18 protein-coding genes and 1 tRNA gene are annotated in these 22,450 nt (G+C 59.5%); 5 read left to right on the top strand and 14 right to left on the bottom strand.

Features of this window, described 5'->3' with window-relative positions; genetic code table 11:
• The first annotated feature begins 698 nt into the window (after positions 1-698).
• The 3 genes from PAB09_RS06750 to PAB09_RS06740 all read left to right on the top strand — a co-directional run bounded on the left by PAB09_RS06750 (position 699) and on the right by PAB09_RS06740 (position 3,180).
• Complete coding sequence (locus PAB09_RS06750; protein WP_271032958.1) at positions 699-1,889, top strand: bifunctional alpha/beta hydrolase/OsmC family protein; 1,191 nt, start codon at positions 699-701, stop codon at positions 1,887-1,889.
• A 54-nt stretch (positions 1,890-1,943) separates the two neighbouring features.
• Positions 1,944-2,357, top strand: a complete 414-nt coding sequence (locus PAB09_RS06745; protein ID WP_271032957.1) for a YchJ family protein — start codon at positions 1,944-1,946, stop codon at positions 2,355-2,357.
• A gap of 133 nt (positions 2,358-2,490) precedes the next feature.
• A complete protein-coding gene (locus PAB09_RS06740; protein WP_271032956.1) occupies positions 2,491-3,180 on the top strand; it encodes a type 1 glutamine amidotransferase in 690 nt (229 codons plus the stop codon).
• Between the two features lie 225 nt (positions 3,181-3,405).
• On the opposite strand, the gene PAB09_RS06735 is transcribed toward PAB09_RS06740, so the two are convergent.
• Positions 3,406-3,479, bottom strand: a tRNA-Pro gene (locus PAB09_RS06735).
• A gap of 195 nt (positions 3,480-3,674) precedes the next feature.
• Here PAB09_RS06735 and PAB09_RS06730 point away from each other — a divergent pair.
• Positions 3,675-4,049, top strand: coding sequence for a DUF2200 domain-containing protein (locus PAB09_RS06730; protein WP_271032955.1), 375 nt, complete (start codon positions 3,675-3,677; stop codon positions 4,047-4,049).
• 87 nt (positions 4,050-4,136) lie between these two features.
• On the opposite strand, the gene PAB09_RS06725 is transcribed toward PAB09_RS06730, so the two are convergent.
• From PAB09_RS06725 to PAB09_RS06715, 3 genes are read right to left on the bottom strand one after another with little or no spacing between them, the layout of a single operon-like run.
• Complete coding sequence (locus PAB09_RS06725) at positions 4,137-4,928, bottom strand: ABC transporter ATP-binding protein (RefSeq protein WP_271032954.1); 792 nt, start codon at positions 4,926-4,928, stop codon at positions 4,137-4,139.
• A 4-nt stretch (positions 4,929-4,932) separates the two neighbouring features.
• Positions 4,933-5,814: an ABC transporter permease gene (locus PAB09_RS06720; protein WP_271032953.1), complete on the bottom strand. Its 882-nt coding sequence runs from the start codon at positions 5,812-5,814 to the stop codon at positions 4,933-4,935.
• Positions 5,811-6,800: an ABC transporter substrate-binding protein gene (locus PAB09_RS06715; protein ID WP_271032952.1), complete on the bottom strand. Its 990-nt coding sequence runs from the start codon at positions 6,798-6,800 to the stop codon at positions 5,811-5,813. Before PAB09_RS06715 ends, PAB09_RS06720 begins: the two co-directional genes overlap by 4 nt.
• A 655-nt stretch (positions 6,801-7,455) precedes the next feature.
• Here PAB09_RS06715 and PAB09_RS06710 point away from each other — a divergent pair.
• Positions 7,456-8,256, top strand: coding sequence for a class I SAM-dependent methyltransferase (locus tag PAB09_RS06710; RefSeq protein ID WP_271032951.1), 801 nt, complete (start codon positions 7,456-7,458; stop codon positions 8,254-8,256).
• 110 nt (positions 8,257-8,366) lie between these two features.
• Here PAB09_RS06710 and PAB09_RS06705 read toward each other — a convergent pair whose 3' ends face one another.
• From PAB09_RS06705 to PAB09_RS06660, 10 genes are all read right to left on the bottom strand, one after another.
• Entirely contained in the window at positions 8,367-10,193 is a 1,827-nt protein-coding gene (locus tag PAB09_RS06705; RefSeq protein WP_271032950.1) for an ABC transporter ATP-binding protein, read from the bottom strand.
• A gap of 13 nt (positions 10,194-10,206) precedes the next feature.
• Positions 10,207-11,766, bottom strand: coding sequence for an ABC transporter ATP-binding protein (locus PAB09_RS06700; protein ID WP_333780167.1), 1,560 nt, complete (start codon positions 11,764-11,766; stop codon positions 10,207-10,209).
• Positions 11,767-12,236: 470 nt separating this feature from the next.
• Positions 12,237-13,064, bottom strand: a complete 828-nt coding sequence (locus PAB09_RS06695) for a serine hydrolase domain-containing protein (protein WP_442873744.1) — start codon at positions 13,062-13,064, stop codon at positions 12,237-12,239.
• A gap of 400 nt (positions 13,065-13,464) precedes the next feature.
• Positions 13,465-15,150, bottom strand: coding sequence for a ribosome biogenesis GTPase Der (der, locus tag PAB09_RS06690; protein WP_271032949.1), 1,686 nt, complete (start codon positions 15,148-15,150; stop codon positions 13,465-13,467).
• Positions 15,150-15,866, bottom strand: a complete 717-nt coding sequence (gene cmk, locus PAB09_RS06685; RefSeq protein WP_271032948.1) for a (d)CMP kinase — start codon at positions 15,864-15,866, stop codon at positions 15,150-15,152. The genes der and cmk overlap by 1 nt, the downstream gene beginning before the upstream one ends.
• Positions 15,866-16,738 (bottom strand): pseudouridine synthase, encoded by an 873-nt coding sequence (locus tag PAB09_RS06680; protein WP_271035306.1) that lies wholly within the window; start codon positions 16,736-16,738, stop codon positions 15,866-15,868. Before PAB09_RS06680 ends, cmk begins: the two co-directional genes overlap by 1 nt.
• A gap of 325 nt (positions 16,739-17,063) precedes the next feature.
• Positions 17,064-17,654, bottom strand: coding sequence for an SMC-Scp complex subunit ScpB (gene scpB, locus PAB09_RS06675; protein WP_271035219.1), 591 nt, complete (start codon positions 17,652-17,654; stop codon positions 17,064-17,066).
• Positions 17,655-17,732: 78 nt separating this feature from the next.
• The gene (locus tag PAB09_RS06670; protein ID WP_271035218.1) at positions 17,733-19,343 is read right to left on the bottom strand and encodes a cation:proton antiporter; all 1,611 of its coding nucleotides are present in this window, start codon (positions 19,341-19,343) and stop codon (positions 17,733-17,735) included.
• Between the two features lie 489 nt (positions 19,344-19,832).
• Entirely contained in the window at positions 19,833-20,561 is a 729-nt protein-coding gene (gene bioD / locus PAB09_RS06665) for a dethiobiotin synthase (RefSeq protein WP_271035305.1), read from the bottom strand.
• A gap of 209 nt (positions 20,562-20,770) precedes the next feature.
• Entirely contained in the window at positions 20,771-22,306 is a 1,536-nt protein-coding gene (locus PAB09_RS06660; RefSeq protein WP_271035217.1) for an adenosylmethionine--8-amino-7-oxononanoate transaminase, read from the bottom strand.
• Between the last annotated feature and the right edge of the window lie 144 nt (positions 22,307-22,450).

Below are 22,450 nucleotides of genomic sequence, written 5' to 3'. Positions count from 1 at the left end.
CAACGTCAGCCAAAGGAGGCGCGGCCGCCAGCTTGCGGTGTTGTGCCAATTTCTGTCCTGGTGCGAGTTTGTCTCGCGATCACGTCAGGTTTCGACCACACCAGTCCGGTGCGTGGGGCATCGAGTAGGTAAGTGGAGCTTGCGAAGGCGAACGTGAAACAGGAACAAAAAGGGTATGGTGTCGCCTCGGCGCGCGGAAAACGTCGGAAAGCAATGCTGTAGTGCCCCTCTATGTACTCGCTGCCGTGCGGGTTGGCCGGTTGGCGTTTGTTTCCCTGCTTTCCGACGTCCACAGGTGGCACTGCACAATCCCCCGCTGCTACATGCACCGCTCGCCCAATCCCCTGTCATGTCATGCCGCGAGCACGGGGGACGAATATCGGTGGAGAGCCGACAGTGCCAATGCATCACGGCGGCGCATCCTGCGGAGGGTGAGCTAGGTTTCACCGGGGTTGCCAACTTAAGGAAAATGACAGGGCTCGAATGCCCACCAGCGCGCACTTTTGACCTATGCTTGGGCGCATTGCCCCTCTTCGGTAAAGCAATCGCGACTGGGCACAGCGCCTTGTGCGAATGCGCACCGATTGTTGAGGAAACCATACCCATATCTTCGTAACCGCAAGCGCTGGCCGCCGCACCCCTTGGTGGCCTTGTCTCAGCTTGCTGGCTACCGCGCCCAGAAAGTGAGTACCCGTTTCGTGCATTCCATCAGCGTTTCCGTACCTTCCTCCAAGGGTTATCTCATGGCCGGAACCATTGACATGCCGGACACTGAGCCCACTGCTTTCGCCATGTTTGCCCACTGCTTTACGGGCTCGCGATTCACGCCAGCCGCCGCCCGAACCTCAAAGCAGTTGGCCGAAATGGGTATCGCCTGCCTCCGCTTCGATTTCCCAGGCCTTGGCCAATCGGAGGGAAAGTTCGAGGATACCTGCTTTAGCGAAAATGTCCGTGACATCATCGCTGCCAACGAGTGGCTCAAACAGAACTACTCGGCACCGCAGCTGCTTATTGGTCACTCTCTTGGCGGTGCCGCGGCCCTGAAGGCTGCAACCGAGATCAAAAACCTCAAAGCAGTCGCCACGATCGGCGCACCCTTCGACCCCGCCCATGCCGTCTTGCACTTCGCCGACCGCATCAGCGAGGTGGATGAGGAAGGCGCTGTGACCTTGACGCTCGGCGGACGCGATATCGTCATGTCCCGCGAGTACCTCGAGGATCTCGCCGAGACCGATGTGCAAGGTTACCTGCCTAAGCTGCGCAAGCCGCTGCTGATTTTGCACTCGCCGACCGATCAGACCGTCGGCATCGACAACGCCATCAAGATTTACCAGCTCACCCGCTACCCTAAGTCTTTGGTCTCCCTGCACAAGGTCGATCACTTGGTCACCACCCAAGGCGCTGCCCAGGAGGCAGCAAAGCTCATCTACTCCTGGGCTACCCAACACATCGTGCCGGAGAACATCAACCCCGATGCCGATGTCATCCCCGAGGGTGTTGCCATTGCCAAGTCTACGAAGGCCGGCAAGTTCAGCGACGTTGTCACCACCGGCACCCGACAGCTTGTCACCGACCGGGAAAAGAACGCCGGCGGAAAGAACCTCGGATTCAGCCCTACGTCCTTGGTGGCATCGGCGTTGGCGGCGTCGACAAGCCAGGCTATTAGGCAGGCCGCAAAGGAGTCGCACATCACCGAGCTCGAAGATGTTGAGGTCACGGTCTCTCGCACCGTGGGCACGGGCACTGACGTGCGTTTCCGCCGTGAGGTTTCGCTCATCGGTGATCTGACGACCCAGCAGCGCCAGGAGCTACTGGCGGCCGCCCGCAATGGCGAGGTTGAGGCCATGCTCGGCGGGCACACCGTCATTGAGTGCGTGACCAAGATTTAGAACCGATCCCAACACGCCGTAGCCAGTACCGTGTGCCAAGCGAAGGAGCCCGCGATGTCACAACCCAACAGCCGTGATCAGTGCCCCTGCTCGAGTGGGCGGATCTATGGGCAGTGCTGCGGCCCATTTCTCTCCGGGCACGCCTTCGCGCCCACTGCGCCACAGCTCATGCGCTCGCGCTTCACCGCGTTTGCGACCGGTGATGTCGAGTACCTGCGCAGTACCTGGCATCCCGACACCCGCCCTCACGATCTCGGACTGGATCCGGCGGTGGAATGGCTACGGCTCATCATCTCCGACACCGTCCGTGGCGGCCCCTTCGATACCTACGGTGAGGTGGAGTTCGTGGCCATGTACCGTGAGCCTTCCCCCGATAAACCAGGCTCCTATCAACGCGGCCGCCAGCATGAGCGCTCCACTTTTGAAAAGGTGGAAGGACGATGGCTCTACGTGGATGGGGTGCTCTAAAGAATGATGAGGCAGGCCGCACACGCCTACTATGGGCACGCACCCCTTTTTCGGCGGCATGCTTTCTGCCACACCACCCGGTTTCTATTATTCAATAGGTTTTTGCGTTTTTTCTCCGGTACCATCAGGGTTCATGATTACCGTTTTGCAGCCTGATACCTTTGTCCCACTTGATCGCTTTACTAATTGGCTGGCCGAGGAAGGCCAGGACTTTCGCGTCGTCCCCTTGCAACACCAGCCGGTTCCTTCCATCGAGGAGGTCGGGGACGGACTCATCATCCTCGGCGGCCGCAAGGACTCGGTCAATGTGGAGGAATCCCCGTTTCTGCCTGCTGTGTGTAGCCTGCTTCACGACGCCTACGGTGCCCAACTTCCCGTGCTGGGAATCTGCCTCGGGCATCAAATCATGGGTCACGTCTTCGATGGCCAGGTCACCTTGGGGCACCCCGAACAAGGCGAAGAAGGCGCTTTTAGCATCACCCTCAACGAGCAGGGACAGCAGCATCCTCTGTTCACCGATCTGGACACCAATTTTCTAGCAGCCGAGTCCCACCACGACGTTGTCACCGCGATCCCCGAGGGGGCTACTTTGTTGGCCTCGTCGCAGGCGTGCCCAGTCCAAGCATTCGCCCTCGGCTCACTGACCGGTGTGCAGTTTCACCCCGAGGTCTCCCCTGCCACGATGGGCGCATGGACCCAGAGCGACGGCGGCGACGGAAACGCCATGGCCGCACACATGCGCCGACACGATGATGCGATCAAGGCCAACGGACGCCTCATCCTTAAGAACTTCGTGGACATCGTCAATTCAGCCAAGAATTAGCGCTGACATTCCCCACGAGTTGCGCACTAAGGCTGTCCCTTTTCGACGGGGCAGCCTTTCATTATTTTCTCAGGCGCGCAGTTCTCACGTGGGTCTCGTTGGCGTGACCAGATTCGTGACCAATTTGTGGTCACGAAGACCCATCTTTCGGGGTCCCTGTCTATTATCGAGACAAAGAAAATCCCCGCTAGGAGGGTATTTTTGCCTCTTTAACGGGGATATTTGTCGGACTAACAGGATTTGAACCTGCGACCCCTTGACCCCCAGTCAAGTGCGCTACCAAACTGCGCCATAGTCCGCCACTCAACAGTGCTTTGGCTGCCCTGCTCAGCCGTTACAGATTACATCAATGCAACTACTTTTTACCAATCACAAGGTAGAGGGGCGAATTTTCGGTGCACGGCTCCTGTTTTTCAATCATTGGCGCGTAGCTTCATCTGTTCGTGATACGGGGCTCGTACGCTTGGCGTCCGTGATTGGATAGAATCGTTGACATGCAAACTGACCGCCAAAAGGCCAACTGGGAGCGGGTGTATAACAACACCTTCGCCTCCTTCTACCCCAACTATGTTTCCAAGGCCGAGCGCAAAGGCCGCACCGTCGAGGAAGTCAACGAGGTTATCTGTTGGCTGACTGGGCTCGATGACCGGGGACTCGAAGAGGCGCTGAACTCCGATATCACCATGCGGGAATTCTTTGAAACCGCACCGCACCCCAACGACAATCGCCATCTTATTACCGGGGTCGTCTGCGGAGTCAAGGTTCAAGAGCTCACAGATCCGCTGCAGCAAAACATTCGCTACCTCGACAAGCTGGTCGACGAATTAGCCAAGGGTAAGGCGATGGAAAAGATCCTGCGGCAACCATAATAGGCTCACCGCAGGCAAAAACCGCACTGTGGTCGTCGGCAAGCAATTGCCACAACCACAGTGCGGTTTGATCTTTTTCTGAGGCGACTAGCCCAAGAAAGCCTTGTCGGACAAGGTCGCGCCCTTGATGTTGACGAACTCCTGGAGCAGATCACGCACGGTGAGCTTGCGCTTGGTGGCCTCGTCAGCCTCGTAGACGATCGTGCCCTCATGCATCATAATGAGGCGGTTGCCCAGACGGATCGCCTGCTCCATATTGTGGGTCACCATCAATGTGGTCAGCCCGCCTTCGGCCACGATGCGCTGGGTCAGCTGCGTCACCAATTCCGCGCGGGAAGGGTCAAGCGCCGCCGTGTGCTCGTCCAACAACATGATCTTAGGCTGGGTAAAACCAGCCATGAGCAGGCTCAGAGCCTGACGCTGACCGCCGGAAAGCAAACCCACCTTCGCGGTAAGACGATCCTCCAGGCCAAGCTCCAAGGTGGCTAGCTCCTGCTTGAAAAGCTCGCGACGCTTGGCGTTAAGGCCACGCCCTAGGCCGCGATGCTTGCCGCGAAGCAACGCCAGCGACAGATTCTCCTCGATGGTGAGATTGGGGGCGGTACCGGCCAAGGGATCCTGGAATACGCGGCCGACATAACGGGCGCGCTTGTATTCCGGAAGCTTGTTGACCTTCGTGCCGTCGATCTCAACGAGCCCCTCGTCGACGATGAGCTTTCCCGCCACCGCGTTGAGCAGGGTCGACTTACCAGCACCATTCGAGCCGATGACGGTAACGAAGTCACCCTCGGCCAGATGAAGGCTCAACCCGTCGAGGGCCACGCGCTCATTGATCGTGCCGGGGAAAAATGTCTTGCGGATATTTTCGATCTTGAGCATGCCTCTATGCCGCCTTTCCGCTTGGCTTCGGTGTCTTTGACATCAACGACTTCCAGCGAGGAAGCAGCAAGGCGATTATCACCAATACCGCGGTCACGGCGCGCATGTCGTTAGGATCGAGGCCTACCTTGAGGGCAACGAAGATGATGATTCGGTAAAGCACCGCACCCAGGATGACCGCCAACACTGCGGTAACCAAGTACTTTTGGCCAAGGATTGCCTGGCCCATGATCACCGAAGCCAGGCCGATCAGGATGAGACCGATACCCATCGAGACATCGGCGAAGCCCTGATACTGCGCAATGAGCGCACCACACATGCCCACGAAACCATTGGACAGGGCCAGCGTGAGGTTCTTCGTAAAGTCCGTAGACACGCCAAAGGAAGTGATCATCGGGCCGTTGTCGCCGGTTGCGCGAAGCGACAGTCCGAGATCAGTGTTGAGGAACCACACCACGATCAATCCTAGGAGGACGACCGCAACCAGCAGGATCGCCACGGAACCCCAGCCGCCGAGCAAACCCGCATCCTTAAGCGGGGTAAACAGCGTGTCCGTACGCAGCAGGGGCACGTTTGCGCCACCCATGATACGCAGGTTGATCGACCACAGGGCGATCATGGTCAAAATACCCGATAGCAGACCGTCAATCTTGCCCTTGGTATGAAGCAAGCCAGTCACGCCGCCGGCGATAAAGCCCGCGCCAAATCCTGCCAGGGTGGCCAGGATGGGGTTCCACCCGTGGGTCAACCCCACCGCTGCCGTTGCAGCACCCGTTGTAAAGCTGCCGTCGACCGTAAGGTCGGCGAAGTTAAGAACGCGGAAGGTGAGGTAGACGCCGATGGCCATGACGCCATACAGGAGTCCTACTTCAAGCGCTCCGATCATACTCGCTCAGCCTTATCCAAAATCTCCGCAGGAATGGTGATGCCCTGAGCCTTCGCGGCCTCTTCGTTAATGACGTAGGTGAACTCGGTTGCGGTCTGGACCGGCATCGTCGCCGGATCCTTACCGTCCTGAAGAATCTCCAGCGCCATCTTGCCGGTCTGCTCACCGAGCTTCTCGTAATCAATGCCCAGGGTGGCAGCGGCGCCACCCTCTACGGTGCCGGATTCCGCACCGATGACCGGGATCTGCTTTTGATCGGCTACCTGAACCAGCGAGGCAATACCGGAAACAACCATGTTGTCGGTCGGAACATAGATGGCATCGACGTCGCCGAGAGCCTCGACGGCCTGCTGAATCTCGTTGACAGAAGACACGGTCTGGGTCGCGACCTCGACGTCAATCTTGGCGGCTTCTTCCTTGACCTGATCCACCTGGACCTGAGAGTTGACCTCACCGGAGGCGTAGACGATACCAATCTTCTTGGCATCAGGCACCAGCTGCTTGAGCAAGTCGAGCTGGTCGGCGATAGGCGCGACGTCGGAGGTACCCGTCACGTTTGCACCTGGCTTATCGTTGGAGTCGACGAGCTCGGCAGACTCCGGATCGGTGACAGCCGTGAACAGGACCGGGATGTCGGTGATGTTTTGTGCGGTCGCCTGAGCGGCCGGGGTGGCCACAGCCAGGACGAGGTCGAGGCCTTCGCCCGCAAACTGCTGAGAAATGGTCAGCGCGGTGGCCTGTTCGCCGTTGGCGTTTTGCTCCTCCCACTCAACCTCAACACCAGCGTCCTCAAAGGCCTTCTTAAAGCCAGCGGTCGCAGAGTCAAGCGCCGGGTGCTGCACAAGCTGGTTAATACCGATCTTGTAGGTCGTAGCATCCGAGCTCGACGAGCTCGAGCTAGAAGAGTCGCTCGAGGAGCAGGCGGACAAAGCAAGGGCACACGTGGCGGCGACGGCGGCCACAATCTTAGTGCGGGAACCGAACATAATTGGTTACCTCTTATCTCGTCGACGAAAGTGACCGGAGATTCACGATCACGGGTTTGCGAGCAACAACTAACGCCGAGGGCAACCACGTAAGGCTCCTTTGACGCTAGCGCGAGGGATGCTCAACGAAACGGGATGAAAGACCCCACGCGCTTTGCCGCCAGTACAGCCTTTCCGCACCTTGATTTGCCTTTTGACCTTCGGCTCAACCAACTATGCAAGTGAAAAGGATGATCCAGCGACGAAGACGTGACGTCTACTTTTTAGTCTTGTGCCAACGCATCGTGGTGTGAGCGCCAGCGGAGGTAAATATTTACTGTGATGGGCAAGTATTTACAGGGCTTAGCATAGCCCACCTTCCCCCAATTACCTGCAGCGTCATAGGTATTAGACGAACGAAAAAGGCAGTTCATGCAGATGCACCACCACAACGCCAACCGTAAAGTCCCTTGATCGGGGGGGGGATTGAATCTCTGCGTTCTCCCCCCGTTAGAGATTTGGGTGGAGGCATGTGCGCAGCCCAGACTGCGAATAATAGTGCGGTTGCTTCTGCCCCAAGTCGCGGGCTTTCGGCTATGCTTTCCGACGTCGACCGTGCCACTGGCAACCGGTTGCCTTCCACGTTCCTGCCTTATTGATGTGAAAAAGATTCCTTGTGTCTACCTCCCCCATTCCCCCGGTCTCTCGGAAAGACGTGCCCCGGTTTTCCTCCGAGGAGCATCGCACCTCTACCGCGCGGGCCTTTGAGGCCGGCGCAAAGACGTACTCTGATGTGCGCCCCGGCTATCTTCCAGCGGCCCTCGATCTGCTAGGAAAGAGTGCCCAGCGCATCGCCGACATCGGATGTGGCACCGGCAAGCTCACCGCACAGATCGCTGCACGTTGCGATTCTGGGACTGGACTCGTTGTTGGGGTTGACACCAGCGCTGACATGCTCGCTCAATGTCAGGTACTGCTGCCGGAGGTTGCCTTGGTGCGTGCCCGTGCAGAGGCAACGGGGCTGAAAGACGCAAGCTTTGACGCCCTTACCTGCGCGCAGACCTGGCATTGGGTCGATGTGGCTGATGCAAGCCGCGAATTCGCGCGGATTACCACCGATGAGGGAAAGGTTGTGCTCCTGTGGAACACACTCGATGTGTTAGTCCCGTGGGTACACCGCCTCTCACGCATCACCCATTCTGGCGACACCCTTCGGGAAGGCTTTGTCCCTGAGATCGCTTCACCGTGGACGATTACTACCACTGTGCGTCAGCGGTGGGTCCAAGAAATCGAGCCCGTGCGCCTCCATGATCTCATGCACACCCGCAGCTATTGGCTGCGGGCGAATGATAGGACGCGAGCGAAAATGACCAACAACCTCGATTGGTACCTATTTGATCATTTGCAGCTCGACCCCCGAGTCCCAGTCGAGCTACCTTATCGCCTCGATGCCTTCCTCCTCGAAAAACAGAGGTGACCTTCGCCCATCACCTCACACTTCAGGGCTCCACCCTCTCAAGGTTTAACACCGAAAGTCCGACCCCGAAGTCCGACACTGGAAGTCGTGTTTCGAGAGGTGTATCTACGCTAGTTATTAATGTCGCGGCCTTTGCGCCAGGCCTGCCACAAGGTGCAATAAGAGCCACCAGATTCCAGCAGCTGCTGGTGGGTACCCTTTTCCAGGATCTTCCCATCACCCATAACCACGATGCAGTCAGCGTGTTCTGCCTGATCGAGGCGGTGGGCTACGACGAGCGCGGTTCGATCGCGCGCCACATCCATCGCCGCCTGTTCCAGAGCAGTAGCACCCAAAGAGCCGGCTTCCGCCGTCGCCTCGTCCATGATGATGACCGCGGGGTTGAGCAACCACATGCGTGCTAGGGCCAACTGCTGGGCTTGCACGGGGCTTAATGCATAGCCTTGCGCCCCGACCACGGTACCTAGACCATCGCCGAGTGATTCCAGCCAAGAACCGGCCCCGACCTTGACCAGCGCCTCCCGCAGCTCGGCATCGGTCGCCTCGGGCTTTGCTAGGGTGAGGTCCTCGCGCAGGGTACCGGAGAAAACATGTACCTCCTGGCTCACCATGGCAATACGGCGACGCCGCTGGGCGTCGTTAAGCTTATCGACGGCAACGCCATCGATGGTGACAGTGCCGGAGGTAGGAACGCGCAAACCAGCCAACAAGGCGGCGACCGTCGACTTGCCCGCCCCGGAAGCTCCGACGACGGCCACCGTCTGCCCTGGGGATATATGCAGCGAGAAGTCTTTTACCGCCAGATGATCGGTGTAGCCGAAGCTGACGTGGTCGAAGACCACCTCCCCACGAACCGGCCCCACCTCGGCAGGCTCTTGACTTGTCAACTGCGCACGGCTGACTCCGACAATGCGCGCCAAGGAGGCATAGCCCGACTGAACGGTATCGAGTACGCGCATAAGCATGTTGATCGGACCCCTCACGCGAATCATCATCAGAGCCGCTCCGGTCACCTCGCCAACACTGAGCGCGCCGGTACCCACCAAATAAAAGCCGATCACAAGAGTCAAGGCTATGAGTAGGAATTCCGCGAGTGTGGTCTGGAGGTTGAGCACAAGCATCGTCATCCGCGCCCGCATGCCCCAGACAACGACCTTCCAAGAGGACTCATCGATGCGCTCGTGCATCTGATCCTCCATTCGGAACGCGCGCACCGTGTCATAGCCGCGCACAGCCTCCAGCACGCGCCGGGCACGCTGGCCCATCGCAGCACGCTCGTTGGCATAGCGAGGCGGCGCCGCAGCCAGGTAGCGCTTGGCGGCGACATAATACACAGGCGCCACGATCAGCGGAATCACCAGGAAATGGCCGTCGAGCGACAAGAGGGCGACCGCGGTAGCCACGACGCTAAAGGCGGCGCCGGTAAGCATGGGCACCGTTTCGGTCACCGCGGCCGAAAGTTCGGCCACGTCATCGGTGGATCGGCTAATCAGATCACCGGTTCCGGCGTCCTCGATCCTATGGGTGGGTAACCGAAGCGTGGTGTTGATCATCTTCTCGCGCAGGGCCGCGATGAATTGCTCCACTACGCGCGAGACGAGGAAGAAGCCAGCCGCGCTGAGCACCGCGCTGGTCACCGCCAAGAGCAGAAGCCGAAGCAGGATGGGAACGAGCACGCCGAAGGAGGTCTGGTTGTCTGCCCCGGCTTCGGTCACGACATCGACGATGAGCCCTAATTGCTTGGGCACGCTCACCGAGCACCAGGCACCAATGGCCAGCATCGCAATGGAGACGAGACCAAGACTGCGCGCGCGAGGGATAGTCCCCAAAACCTCGCGCAGCTCTCGAAGGATGTCGGAGGCGCTTGCCAGCGGGAATGCGGAGGTATCCGAGTTTTGTTTCGATTCTGCCGCGGGGGCAACAGGGCGTACAGTCATCTCTTCGTCCTCCTTATCCGCGGTTAGCATCGTGATCGTCAGTATCTGCCCACATGGCAGGTTGCTCGTGATTGTCTAAGCCAAGAGCCTTCAAGAACTGCTCGCCGCGCCAGTTTCTCGTGGCCCGGGCCCGCCAGGCCGGGGATTGACTCATCACCACATTGACGCGATCACTGCGCTGCCTGATGAAATTGTCGACAATGCGGGATTCGGTGACAGAATCGACCGCAGTCGTGGGATCGTCGAGAACGAGAATCTCAGCATCGGAAGCCACCGCTCGCGCCAGTGCCACTCGCTGGCGCTGGCCACCGGAAAGATGATTGCCTTCCTCCCCGACCTCGCGATCAGCGCCACCGGGGATGTCCGTGGCACTAGCTACCTCAAGCGCCATGCGCACCGCTTGCGCATCGCCGCCGATGTTATAGGCGATGGTGCCGTCAAAGAGTTCCGAGGCATGCGGGTCAGCCAGAACCACCGAACGATCGTTCCCAGCCAAAAACTCATGGATCCGCTCCTTGTCCCCGCTGCTCAGGCCGGATACCACGTGCAAGCCGGGCCCGAATTCGGCGAAATGAGCCCGAGTCTGCTCGGCTGATTCCTCTTGCCCGCGGGCCACCTCTGCGCCCAGAAGGTCACGCACGCGCACAGAGCTGGCCGAAGCGCTCGCCCATCGCGAGGCGAGATTGCGACCAAACATCGTCATGGGTGTGATGATGAATTGCATAAGGCCGATCAAGGTAATCAACTGCCCGATACTGATTGTCCCGGACATCGCCAACCAGCCAGCCACGAGCCCCACGGCGATGGTGAAGATGCTGCCAACCAGCTCAGTGATGGCATTCAGACGCGCTTGGGCAGCGTTGGCTGACACCGTGGCATCAAGCGCCTTCCGGGAAAGTCCGAAATAGCGTTCGGTGACCACCTCCACCGCGCCGAGCCCTTTGAGTATCCGCAGGCCTTGAACCACATCCGTTGCCATCGCCGCGGCGGCGGCAACGCAACGTTGCCGCTCCAACGAGCGCGATTGCAGCGGTCGGGCTGCCACCACCGCGATGAAGGCGATGACAGGCCCGGCCAGCAGGGTTGCCACGCCAAGCCACCACACAGTCAACGCCATCATCGCCGAGACATAAATAATGGAGGTCAGCTCCGCCACCGGGAAGACCGTCATCATCACTGCCTCCGACACCTTGCGGGTATCGGCACTGGCTATGGACAAAAGCTCGCCCGGGGTACGCCTGCGCCCGGCAAGCCCGCGGGGGTCTTGGATCCTGTCGGTGACCGCCATGCGCAGGTCATGGCCCACGAGAAGCTCAGAGCGCATGAGGAAGTAGCGCGCAGAGTATTGAAAAAGGGCACTGAGCGCGTAGACCACCGCCAGTAAGCCGAGGTAGAGCCCGAGCTGGGGCACCGAATGGCTCGCTACTGCCTCGTCGATGGCGTGACCGACGACGACCGGAATCAGACCCCACATAACAAAGCCAAGCGCCATCGACACGCTGGCCACCAGCGACCAAGGGCGCTGCGCAAGTAATGACTTCAGCAGCCAGTGATGATCCTTCGGATCGGGCAAACGACTCTGGCGCACCTTCGGCCCGGCAAGGGGTTCACGCCAACCTGCCGAATCCCGCGGAACTGCTTGACTATCATTGCCCGCCACCGAGACCTGCTTTCTGTATCTTGAGCTTACTTTTGGATGAATGCCTATCCGCTGCCTGCCGAGACTGCCCTTTTGCCGAACATTTCAACTGTGTTGCCGCCGGTCGGGTTCGATCAAGCCCTAAGGTTCTTAGGCTACCCCAACTTAAATAAAACAAGGCACGGCCCAGGTTATTCCCGGGTCGTGCCGTGAAGGGGACTCAGATTACAACAGCACCTGGGCCAGCAGCGTACCCACCACGCAGGAGGTAATCACGCTGATAAAGCCCGGAATGATAAAGGAGTGGTTGAATATGAATTTGTCTATCAGAAGTCTGGGAATCACTTCTTGGACATTGTGCCTTCCAACCAAGCCTAAAGACGGCGAAGCTGGATGCAGCGATCTCAACAAGATTCCAAATAAGCCCACGCCGCATCGTTGATCTTCTCCCACACCGGTTTTGCCCACGGCCCGAAGTCCTTATCCCCTAAAGCCACCATCGCGCGTTGGGTTGGTCGATGCACCCACAGATACGTGCCCGCCACACCGAAATGCCCGCCCACGTCTGCAGGCAGGTTCCTACCAGTCCAGTGCTGTTCTTTTTCTCCTTTGATCTCGAAACCTAGGCCCCACGGGCATGGGTTAAAGGAACCATAACCGGGAACGATGCCTTTCAGTTCCGGAAAACGCACCCGGAAAGCGTCGGCAACGGTGGCCTCGGCTAAAAGGACCGGATTGAGGATCTCGGTGGCGAATCTGGTGAGATCGCTGACTGTGGAACGGCCTTCATGGCCTGGCGAGCCGTAGATGAACGTGTCGGCCATGCCCAGTGGCGCGAAAACTGCCTCCTTGGCGTAGTCGCCAAAGGCCATGCCCGTCTCCTTTTCTAGGTAGCCGGCCAGCAATTCGAAACCATAGGAGGAATACACGCGGCGCTCCTCCGGCGCACGCTCCGGATCACCTTTGGCAAAGCCCACCCCACCCGCGTGGGACAAGAGATGCTCGACGGTCGCGTCCCCTCTGATGATGGTGTCTAATTCGAAAACGCCCTCTTCTACAGCAACGAGGAAAGCGTAGGTGCTAAGCAATTTGGTCACACTCTTGAGCTCAAAGACGCGGTGAGTTTCACCTATGACCGCTACCGTGTCCCCACCAATCAGTGCCGCCGCCACATGGGGCGCATCCCAAAGGGAAAAGGCATCCAGCAGGGCTTCATCCGTCATCGCGGTCATCTGCAATGGTCCTAGTGACAATTGTTCAGTGCTCATGCCCTGATGCTACCCAACCGTGGGCGTAGGAAAGCGACAGAGCCTAGGCACCAGCTAGGAGCAGGTACACTGCGGTGGAAAAACCCAAGCAACCAAACTCAGCTCTGGTCAATAACTGGAAAGCAGCGAAACTCAGGAAAGCCGCCGCTGCTTTAGGCTCATTTCCCTGCCCGTAGGAACACCCCGCCAAACATTCATGGCACCTGGGAATGGGGTGCGGGCCATGGTGGGAAAGCACAACGGCTCCCACCCAACCTGGACACGAGCTGAGGACGGGAGCCGTCATCTTGTTTCAACGATCGCATTCTGTATCCGGCCTGCGATATCCAAAGTCGAATTCGATGCTGAAGGTGAATGCTGGGTTTTACTTCTTGCCGCGGCGTTCGCGCACGCGCACCGCGATGCGCACCGGGGTGCCCTCGAACCCAAAGGACTCGCGGAACTTGCGTTCCAGATAGCGACGGTAACCGGCATCGAGGAAGCCGGTGGTAAACAGCACGATCGTCGGCGGGCGGGTGGTCGCCTGGGTGGCAAACAGCACGCGCGGGACGCGACCGCCCTTCATGGGCGGCGGATTCTGGGCGATAGTGGCGCGCAGCCAGTTATTGAGCTGGCCGGTGGTAATGCGCTTATCCCAGTTGTCGAGAGCCTCGATCATGAAAGGCTCGAGCTTCTGCAGCGCACGCCCCGTCTTCGCAGACAGGTTCACGCGCTTGACCCACGGGATGTGGCGCAACTGCTGGTCGATCTCGCGGTCGAGCTCCCAGCGACGATCCTCGTCCATGAGGTCCCACTTGTTAAAGACCAATACCAAGGCCTTGCCGGCGTCTAAGATCATGCCGAGCACACGCTGGTCTTGCTCAGAGACCGGCTCAGAGCTGTCGATCATGAACACGCACACCTCGGCGGCGTCGATGGCCGCGCGGGTACGAAGCGAGGCGTAATACTCGTGTCCCTGGGCATTCTTGACCTTCTTACGTAAGCCCGCAGTGTCCACGAATTTCCACAGCTTCTGGTCCAGTTGCACCAGCGAGTCGACGGGGTCGACGGTGGTGCCCGCGACGTTGTCCACCACGGAGCGATCCTCGCCCGTGAGCTTATTGAGCAGGGAGGACTTGCCTACGTTGGGCTTGCCCACCAAGGCCACGCGGCGCGGTCCCTCCACGATGGAGGCCTGACGGGGCTCCTTAGGGAAGGCCGCGAGGATCTCATCAAGCACGTCGGCGCCACCGCGACCATGCTGCGCAGACACCGGCCACGGATCGCCCAAGCCGAGGGCGTAAAACTCGGCCATGTCCGCGTACTGATTATCGGAATCGAACTTGTTGGCCACCAGGATAACCGGCACCTCAGAGCGCTGAAGCTTCTTGGCCATGATGGCGTCCGTCTCCGTGATGCCTACCTTGGTGTCCACCACCATGACGATGACGTCGGCGGTCTCCATTGCCGTCTCCGCCTGGCGGGCGATCGCCGCGTGGATGCCCTTGACGTTGGGGTCCCAGCCGCCGGTGTCTTGCACCCAGAAGCGCTGGCCGCCCCAGTCGGCGATGTAGGAGATGCGGTCGCGGGTCACGCCGGGGAAGTCTTCGACGACGGCCTCACGGCGTCCGATGAAGCGGTTGACCAGCGTGGACTTACCCACGTTTGGTCGGCCCACGATGGCGACGGTGCAGAGGTTTTCCTTCAGGTGCTCCTCGCGCTCGAAGCCGAAGGCACGCTCGACCTCCTCCCACTCCTCATCGGAGTAGCCATCGCCGAAGTCCGGGGAGGCGAACTCGGAGTCGTCGAAGTCCTCCGGCATGCCGGTGTACTCGAACTCAACGCCATTATCGTCATCGAACTCGGCGTCATAGTCGGAGTCTTCGAAGTCATCTTCCTCGCCAAACTCGGCGGCGTCGAAGTCCCTGGCCGCGTATCCCTGGCCGGGGGCTAGCACCTCCTCTTCGATGTAGGCGTCATCAGCGTCAATCTCCCCACCGGTGGTGGTGTAGACGAAGACGGTCTCCTGCTCATCGTCGGGCAGATGCGAGGAAGGAGTTTTCTCGCTCATTAGTTCTTCCCTTCTGCTGACTTTTCAATCAGGGTAATTAACGTATCGATGACCTGCTCCAAGGTCAGCTCGGAGGTATCGAGGATGATCGCATCCTCGGCGGGGCGCAGCGGGGACACTGCGCGGTTCGAATCCAGCTCGTCACGTCGGATCACGTCGGCGAGCACCGTCTCATAATCAGAGTCGATGCCCGTGGCCTGCTCCTGCTCGAAGCGGCGACGCGCGCGAACCTCAGCGGAGGCGGTGAGAAACACTTTCACTGGGGCATCAGGAAGCACAGTGGTTCCGATGTCGCGCCCGTCGAGGATGCAGCGATGAGCCTGCGCCGACAGCTCGCGCTGCTTGGCCACGAGGTTCTCGCGGACCTCCGGAACAGCAGAAACAGCAGACACAGCGCGATTGACCTCGGTGGATCGGATGTCTTTGGAGACATCCTCCCCGCCCAAGAGCACCTCGCGGGAGGCAGGATCATCGTTAACGCTCAGCGGGATCGAGGCGGTGGCCGCGATAACGGCCGCGGTGTCGGTGGGGTCAATCCCCTCGCGTAACACGTGGAGGGTGGCCACGCGATACATGGCACCGGTATCAAGGTACTTCGCACCCAACTGGGCGGCCACTGCGCGGCACACGGTCGACTTGCCAGCGCCCGAAGGTCCGTCAACGGCGACGATAAGGCCGCCACCTGGCTGATTGCTGATGGAACTCAGATCGCTCATTACATATCCACCGCCTTATACAAGCTGGTCAGCTCGGAAGAATTCAGCGCACGCACCGCACCTGGGGTCAGTTCACCCAGTTGCACGGTATGCAGCTTCGTGCGCACCAGGCGTTGCACCGGGTAGCCCGCGGCCTTAAGCATGCGACGCACGATGTGTTTGCGGCCCTCGTGCAGCTCAATGCGGATGAGAGACTTTCCCTGATGGACGTCGATGATCTGAACGAAGTCTGCCTTCGCCGGCCCGTCGTCAAGCTCGATGCCCTTTTGCAGCGAGCGCACCAGGTTCTTGTCGGCCTCGCCGAGAACGGTCGCCAGGTAGGTTTTCGACACGTGATAGCGCGGGTGCATCAGGCGATTGCCCAGCTCACCATCGTTGGTCAAAAGGATCAGCCCCTCGGTGTCAGCATCGAGGCGGCCGACATGGAACAGGCGCTGGCCTGCGGCGATGCGCTCGCCGACGATGTCGCCGATGCATGGACGACCCAAGTCATCGCTCATGGTGGAGTGCAGGCCACGCGGCTTGTTGAGGATGAAGTACTGATGCTCCTCATTGACATTCACGCGTACCCCATCCACGCGGATGACGTCGGTGTTGGGGTGTACGCGCACGCCCTGCTCCATCACGATCTTGCCATTGACCTCAACGCGACCGGAGTCGATGAGGATCTCCGCATGACGGCGGGAAGCAACACCGGCTTGCGCCAGAACCTTTTGCAGGCGCACACCCTGACCGTTGTCCTGTGTGCCGGCGCTGAGCTCACCCTTACGAACGTGCTGCTTGCGCGCCGGGCGGGCATTGGAAATGATGAGGGTGTCCGATTCACGCTTGGACTGCTGCTTGACGGGCTTTGCCTGCTTAGGTTTGCCCAGGCGGTTTTTCTCCTGCCCCTGAGCCGGGGTGCCCTGTCCCCTGTGCGGACGCTTATTCGATTGAGAAGCGCCTTGTCGATTTTCCGGTTTGCCATCACGGCGAGCGGGTTTACTCACGATAATCCCATCGTTAGTTGATATGTGGTTATAAATCCACAGCAATGCTAGTGCAGCGGATACGAAATTGCCAGCATACACCACAGCTTGATTGAGTGAAAATCGCCACTACGACCGCCGCTGCGGCTTCCGGATTCCTACTGAACCACTCCGTGTCGGAGCGCCCATAATCCTCAAACCCCGGCAGTCCTTCTAAATTTCTACTCCGTTAGAAGGTTTCGTCGATGGAGTCGATGTCTGGCAAGAGCGGGGCAAGATTGGGCAGCCGCTCCAGAGAATCTATCCCCATAAGTTCAAGGAAAAGCTCGGTGGTTTCATAAAAGTGCGCGCCGTGGGAATCGTCCATCTCCACTTCCCTGATGAGACCGCGCAATTGCAGGGTTCGCATCACGCCATCGACGTTGACGCCGCGCACCGCGGCCACCTGCGCACGGGTGGCCGGCTGCCGGTAGGCTACCACCGCCAACGTTTCCAAGGCCGCCCGCGACAGCTTGGACTGGGTGCCATCAAGGAGGAACTTCTCCACCGCCGCCGCGTTCTTGGGCGCGGTGTAGAGCCGCCATCCCTCATCGGTCTCGCGGAGCTGAAAGCCACTTCCCCGCTCATCGAACTCGGTGGCAATCTGCCGCAGGGTAGACAAGACTGTGGCCTCCTCGGCATCGACGGCACGAGCCAGCGCCGCGACGGTCACGGGTTGATCCACCACAAGCACGATCGATTCGATCGCCGAACGCAGCGGGGAGATAAAACCAGGCACTTCCACTCCTTTTACGATTTCTTCGGTTGCGTGCCGTGACATTTGGGGCACTGCATATACGGCGGCGCTTTCCGACGTCCCCGCGGCGGTGTCCTCACGCGCGAATTGCCCCACTGGGCCCTAGTGAGAGGGCTTTGGTTCGGCTTCCTCGGTGAGCTTGTCGAGTTTCTTTTCCGCAACTAGCAATTGGGTGTCGATCTCGTAGAGGACATCGTCCACGATAGCTGGGTCCGTGCTGGTTTCGCGTCGAGCACGCAGCAGCTCTGCTTGGCAGGCCTGCAACGCTTCGACCTGAATTTCTTGGAACAGGCGCCGCCGGGCGGTGAGCATCTGAAGCTTGTCTTTTTGATTGCTTCCTTCTTCATCTTCGTCTTCGATGCGCAGCTGTTCGAGGAAGCGGGCACGAATTCGGTCGAGTGCCTCCGGCGGAATTTCTTCTGCGTGACGATTCATGGCTCGCACGGCCGCCTTGCGGGCGCGCGTTTCGATCTCTTCGCGGGCCTGGTCGCCGAAGGGGTCCGGCCCCTTATCCAGGTTCAGTCGTCGCATGAGCCAGGGCAAGCTAAGGCCAGGGATCACCATTGTCATAAACAAAATGACCAAGGCGATAACAGGCAGTTCGTGGTACAAGCTGAAGCCGGCTGTTGCCGGAACAGACAGCACCAGCGCCAAGGTGACTAATCCACGCATGCCCGCCCAGGTGAGAAGCAAGACCTCTTGTAGCCGAAGCGGCGCTCCTGTGCGCACGCCCGTGCGGTGGTTATACAGGTAGATTCCATAAAGCCACACTCCGCGGACGATGAAGGCGACCAAGGACAATGCTGCACCGATCCACACCGCATGCCAGAGTTGACCGCCAACCTCGTCGATCGCGGAACGTACCGATAGGCCGATCAAGCCGAAGGCAACACCCGTAAAGAGGAGCTCAACGACCTCCCAGAACGCAGAGCCCGAGAGGCGATCCTCGGCGCCGACGCGGATGTGAGAGTTGAACTCGATGGCCGCGATCACGATGGCGATAACACCAGAGGCGTGAATCTCCTCCGCTGCAAGATAGGTGGCAAAGGGGATCACCCAGGTCAGCGCGTTGCGGGCAACCGGGTCAACGAGTCGATTGGCAAAGATGGCGGACAGCCTGCCTATGGCCACGCCGATGATGAGCGCCGCGCCCGCCGAATAGAAGAACGTCAATATGGCCTCGCCCCAACCGACTTCATCGCCACCGGTGAGCACCCCGAGTGCGAGGTTGAACACCACAATGGAGGCCGCGTCGTTGAAAAGCCCTTCGGTCTCTAGCGTCTTGGTCAGGCGTCTAGGCACACCAGCGGGCTCGGCCACCGCATCGACGGCCACGGGGTCTGGCGGGCTGATTGCGGCACCCAGCACGAGCGCACCGGCCAAGCTCAGTGGTGCAACCAACCAATAGGCCACCGCACCGATGGTAATGGCGGACACGATGGTCAAAAGGATGGACAAGAAAACAACCGTGCGCCAATTGCGTTTTATTGACGCCCAGCTCGTGCGCCGCGCCAACGCCCACAGCAATGGCGGGATGAAAATGGGCAAAATCAGCTCGGCGGGAATCTCCACCGAGGGGATCCACGGCACAAAAATGGCGCCAGCGGTAAGGACCGACAACAGCGCTGGCCACGGCAGTCCGGTGCGTTCACCGATGGCCACCATCGCCACCGTGGCGAACAGGAGGAGGATGAGTGCGAAGAGGATTTCCATACAGGGTGCGGGGTTTTCTTGATAGGTGTTGATTGCGAGTTTTTGAAAGGTCTTTAGTTCTCAGGCGTCGACGCGAGCAGGACACTAGCAATAACAGCAGGTTGTGGCCTGTTATTTAGTCGATGCACGTGTCCACCGATGAGCCCTATACTTCGGCACACTGGCCAACCGTTGAGCCCGTAAACTGCGGCCTGCGAGCCTTGATGGGCAGTGGCATACAAGCTCTTTAACCGCCGTGTCGGGCAGTCACACGGGTCGAAGAGGAGACGTCTTCTTTCGGCCTTCGCCCTTAAGCTTTCCAACGTTTCATTTTACAAATTGGTTTCTATCATTGTGCAGGCTAAGACCAAGGCCACGTCCGCAGGCCCGTCACACCCATCTCACGCAATCGGTTGCAGTTTGCTTAACGACGCGCCCGCTCGCCGTTTCGCCTCACCCTAGTCACCTTCGACACCGTTGATACGGCTGAAGGCTGATTGAGGAGAATGCCTAGGATTCTGGCATGGCGCCAACGATTGCCGAAAGCTCGAAAATGCCTGCAACGGTTTGTCTAAATGTTTCCTGGGTGCTCGATCCGCATCCAGCCGGCACGCACCCAAGCAGCGGGACTCCAGTAACCACCGGCAGCTCCTCGAGGTTGAGTGTTGTCGCCAAGTCTGGTGTGGCGTCGAGGCTGCCACCGATAAGCCCAAGGACGTTGATTCCCCTGTTGCGCGCTGCCTCGACCGTCAGTTCCGCGCTATTGAGCGAACCCAGCCCCAGCGAGGTCACGACGATCATCCCTGCATTACGACGTTGCTTTGCCACCTCAACAGCCACGTTGGCCAGCGTCCAGTCGTCGGCGAGGCGTACGAGCAATCCGCCTGCCCCTTCCACCAGCAAGATCGAGCCCGAATCGCCACCACTTTCCTTTTCTAGTTTGGCGTGGGCATCCACGATCGCCGCTACGCATTCTTGGAGCGACAGCTGGCGCATTTCCGCCCTCCGCGCGGCGAGATTGGGTGCCAACGGTTCTGGGTAGCGCACCAGTTCCGCGGTGGGGATTCCCGTGAGCTTTTCGACGGTAGTCGCATCACCGCTTCCCTCCGGCTCCCCGGTTTGCAAAGGCTTCAGCACCGCAACGGTGAATTCGGCGTCGGCCAGGTTGAGTGCCAATGCGGCGGTGGCAATCGTTTTTCCCACATCTGTATTAGTTCCGGTGACAAAAATAATCATGATGATCCATCCTTTAACGTGGTGAGTTTTCTTTCGCTTCTTGTGACTGATTGCCGCCTCGCGCCTGGCCAACGAGTGGGCTCATAAACGGGCTCATGAACGATCCGTGCCCCTGCGAGCCCATCGAAAAAAGGGGCTCCTCGCCAACACCGAGCCCGCATGAGACTTTCGAATGCCAGACAACTGGTCAGGAACGGACACGTCAAGCGTCCTTATGCCAGAGATTTCACACGGCGGTGCTGCGAGTCCACCACCGCTTCCACTGCCTTGCAGATAGCGTCGATGTGTTCGTCCGTACACACAAACGGCGGCATCGTGTAGACGAGCTTGCCAAAGGGACGCAGCCACACCCCAGCGTCCACACACGCCTTGGTGGCCTGCCCCATGTCCACCGGTTCCTTGAGCTCGACCACCCCGATGGCGCCCAGGCAGCGCACGTCGGCCACGCACGCGTCATCCGCCAGCGGGCGTAGTCCCTCCCACAACCGAGCTTCAATCCTCGTGACGTTGTCGCGCCACTGGCCGTCGTTAAGCAGGGAAACAGCAGCGCAGCCGACGGCGCACGCTAAAGGATTGCCCATGAACGTCGGTCCGTGCATGAGCGCGCCACCGCCTGCGGGAGTATCGATCGCTGCGGCAACCTCGTTGGTAGCTAGAGTTGCGGCGAGCGTCATGAATCCGCCAGTCAACGCCTTGCCGACGCACATAATGTCCGGCAACACCCCGGCATGATGCATGGCGAAAAGCTCACCCGTGCGCCCAAAACCGGTAGCAATCTCATCGGCGATCATGAGCAGACCATGACGATCACAAATGCCGCGGATACCCCGCAACAAATCCGGATCGTGAAAACGCATCCCGCCCGCGCCTTGCACGATCGGCTCAAAGATAATGCCCGCGACGGTATCATCAACGAGGCTTTCCATCGTCGCGAGGTATTCACGGATGGATTCTTGACTTGCACCGCGGGCGGGTGGGAGTGGCGCGAAGACGTGATCCATCACCAGCCCACCCCATAGCGAGTGCATCCCGCCAACCGGATCACACACGCTCATCGTGGCAAAGGTGTCGCCGTGATACCCACCCCGCCAGGTAAGCAGGCGGGTTCGCTCAGGGTGGCCGATGCCGCGCTGATATTGGAAACACATCTTCATGGCAACCTCAACGGCAACGGAACCGGAATCGACGAAAAAGACCTTGGTCAAGGGCGTGACTCCGGGGGAAGCACCATCGGCTGCCACCGCGGTCTCTGAAGCCTGGGATGCCGGCACTGCACATACAGCGTCGATGAGCTTCTGCGCCAAGGCAACGGCGGGTTCATGTGTCAATCCGCCGAACATGACATGCGACATCGTCTCGATTTGCCGATGGGCTGCTTCCTTGAGCTTTGGGTGCCCATGCCCATGGGCGGCCGCCCACCACGAGCTCATTCCATCGATGAGGCGGGTGCCGTCAGGAAGTGTGATGTACACGCCTTCGGTTTCCGCGATGGGAATCGGGTCGACCGCCGCCGGAGTAGGCGAATAGGGATGCCACACGTGGCGCTGGTCGAAGGTGATGATGTCCTCGCCTCGCCAGTTTCTTGGCGCACCCTTCCCCCTTTCAAGGGCGGTTGTGTGTGAGCGTTCGTGGGACTGACGGCCATCCCCGGGCACATCGTCCTGCGGCGATGCTTCTGGGATAGCCGTGACAGTCGGGGAATCGAGGTCTTTAAAGGCCGTGCCTGCGGAGGGCGTGGTGGAAGCCATTGTCTTTTTACTTTCTGAGGTATAGCGAGGAATTGCGGATGGCGGCACAGAGCCTGCATTCGGTGTTGAGCTTGTTTTTCATGCCACTGTGATGCCCCCCATGGGGCGCTGCGTGACAATAACTGAGAGTGTCTCGTGTACCCC

This window comes from Corynebacterium sp. SCR221107 (assembly GCF_027886475.1).
Taxonomy (GTDB): Bacteria; Actinomycetota; Actinomycetes; order Mycobacteriales; family Mycobacteriaceae; genus Corynebacterium.
Note: the sequence above shows the minus strand (reverse complement) of the source record. Positions and strands in the feature narration are given on the sequence as shown.

What these genes read in the sequence shown, in the direction of transcription:
- PAB09_RS06720 (WP_271032953.1), bottom strand. Translation starts at nt 5,814, where the DNA reads ATGATCGGAGCGCTTGAAGTAGGACTCCTGTATGGCGTCATGGCCATC.
- cmk (WP_271032948.1), bottom strand. Translation starts at nt 15,866, where the DNA reads ATGAGCGATCTGAGTTCCATCAGCAATCAGCCAGGTGGCGGCCTTATC.
- scpB (WP_271035219.1), bottom strand. Translation starts at nt 17,654, where the DNA reads ATGTCACGGCACGCAACCGAAGAAATCGTAAAAGGAGTGGAAGTGCCT.
- PAB09_RS06745 (WP_271032957.1), top strand. Translation starts at nt 1,944, where the DNA reads ATGTCACAACCCAACAGCCGTGATCAGTGCCCCTGCTCGAGTGGGCGG.
- PAB09_RS06670 (WP_271035218.1), bottom strand. Translation starts at nt 19,343, where the DNA reads ATGGAAATCCTCTTCGCACTCATCCTCCTCCTGTTCGCCACGGTGGCG.
- PAB09_RS06705 (WP_271032950.1), bottom strand. Translation starts at nt 10,193, where the DNA reads ATGACTGTACGCCCTGTTGCCCCCGCGGCAGAATCGAAACAAAACTCG.
- PAB09_RS06730 (WP_271032955.1), top strand. Translation starts at nt 3,675, where the DNA reads ATGCAAACTGACCGCCAAAAGGCCAACTGGGAGCGGGTGTATAACAAC.
- PAB09_RS06740 (WP_271032956.1), top strand. Translation starts at nt 2,491, where the DNA reads ATGATTACCGTTTTGCAGCCTGATACCTTTGTCCCACTTGATCGCTTT.
- PAB09_RS06725 (WP_271032954.1), bottom strand. Translation starts at nt 4,928, where the DNA reads ATGCTCAAGATCGAAAATATCCGCAAGACATTTTTCCCCGGCACGATC.
- PAB09_RS06660 (WP_271035217.1), bottom strand. Translation starts at nt 22,306, where the DNA reads ATGGCTTCCACCACGCCCTCCGCAGGCACGGCCTTTAAAGACCTCGAT.
- PAB09_RS06715 (WP_271032952.1), bottom strand. Translation starts at nt 6,800, where the DNA reads ATGTTCGGTTCCCGCACTAAGATTGTGGCCGCCGTCGCCGCCACGTGT.
- PAB09_RS06695 (WP_442873744.1), bottom strand. Translation starts at nt 13,064, where the DNA reads ATGACCGCGATGACGGATGAAGCCCTGCTGGATGCCTTTTCCCTTTGG.
- der (WP_271032949.1), bottom strand. Translation starts at nt 15,150, where the DNA reads ATGAGCGAGAAAACTCCTTCCTCGCATCTGCCCGACGATGAGCAGGAG.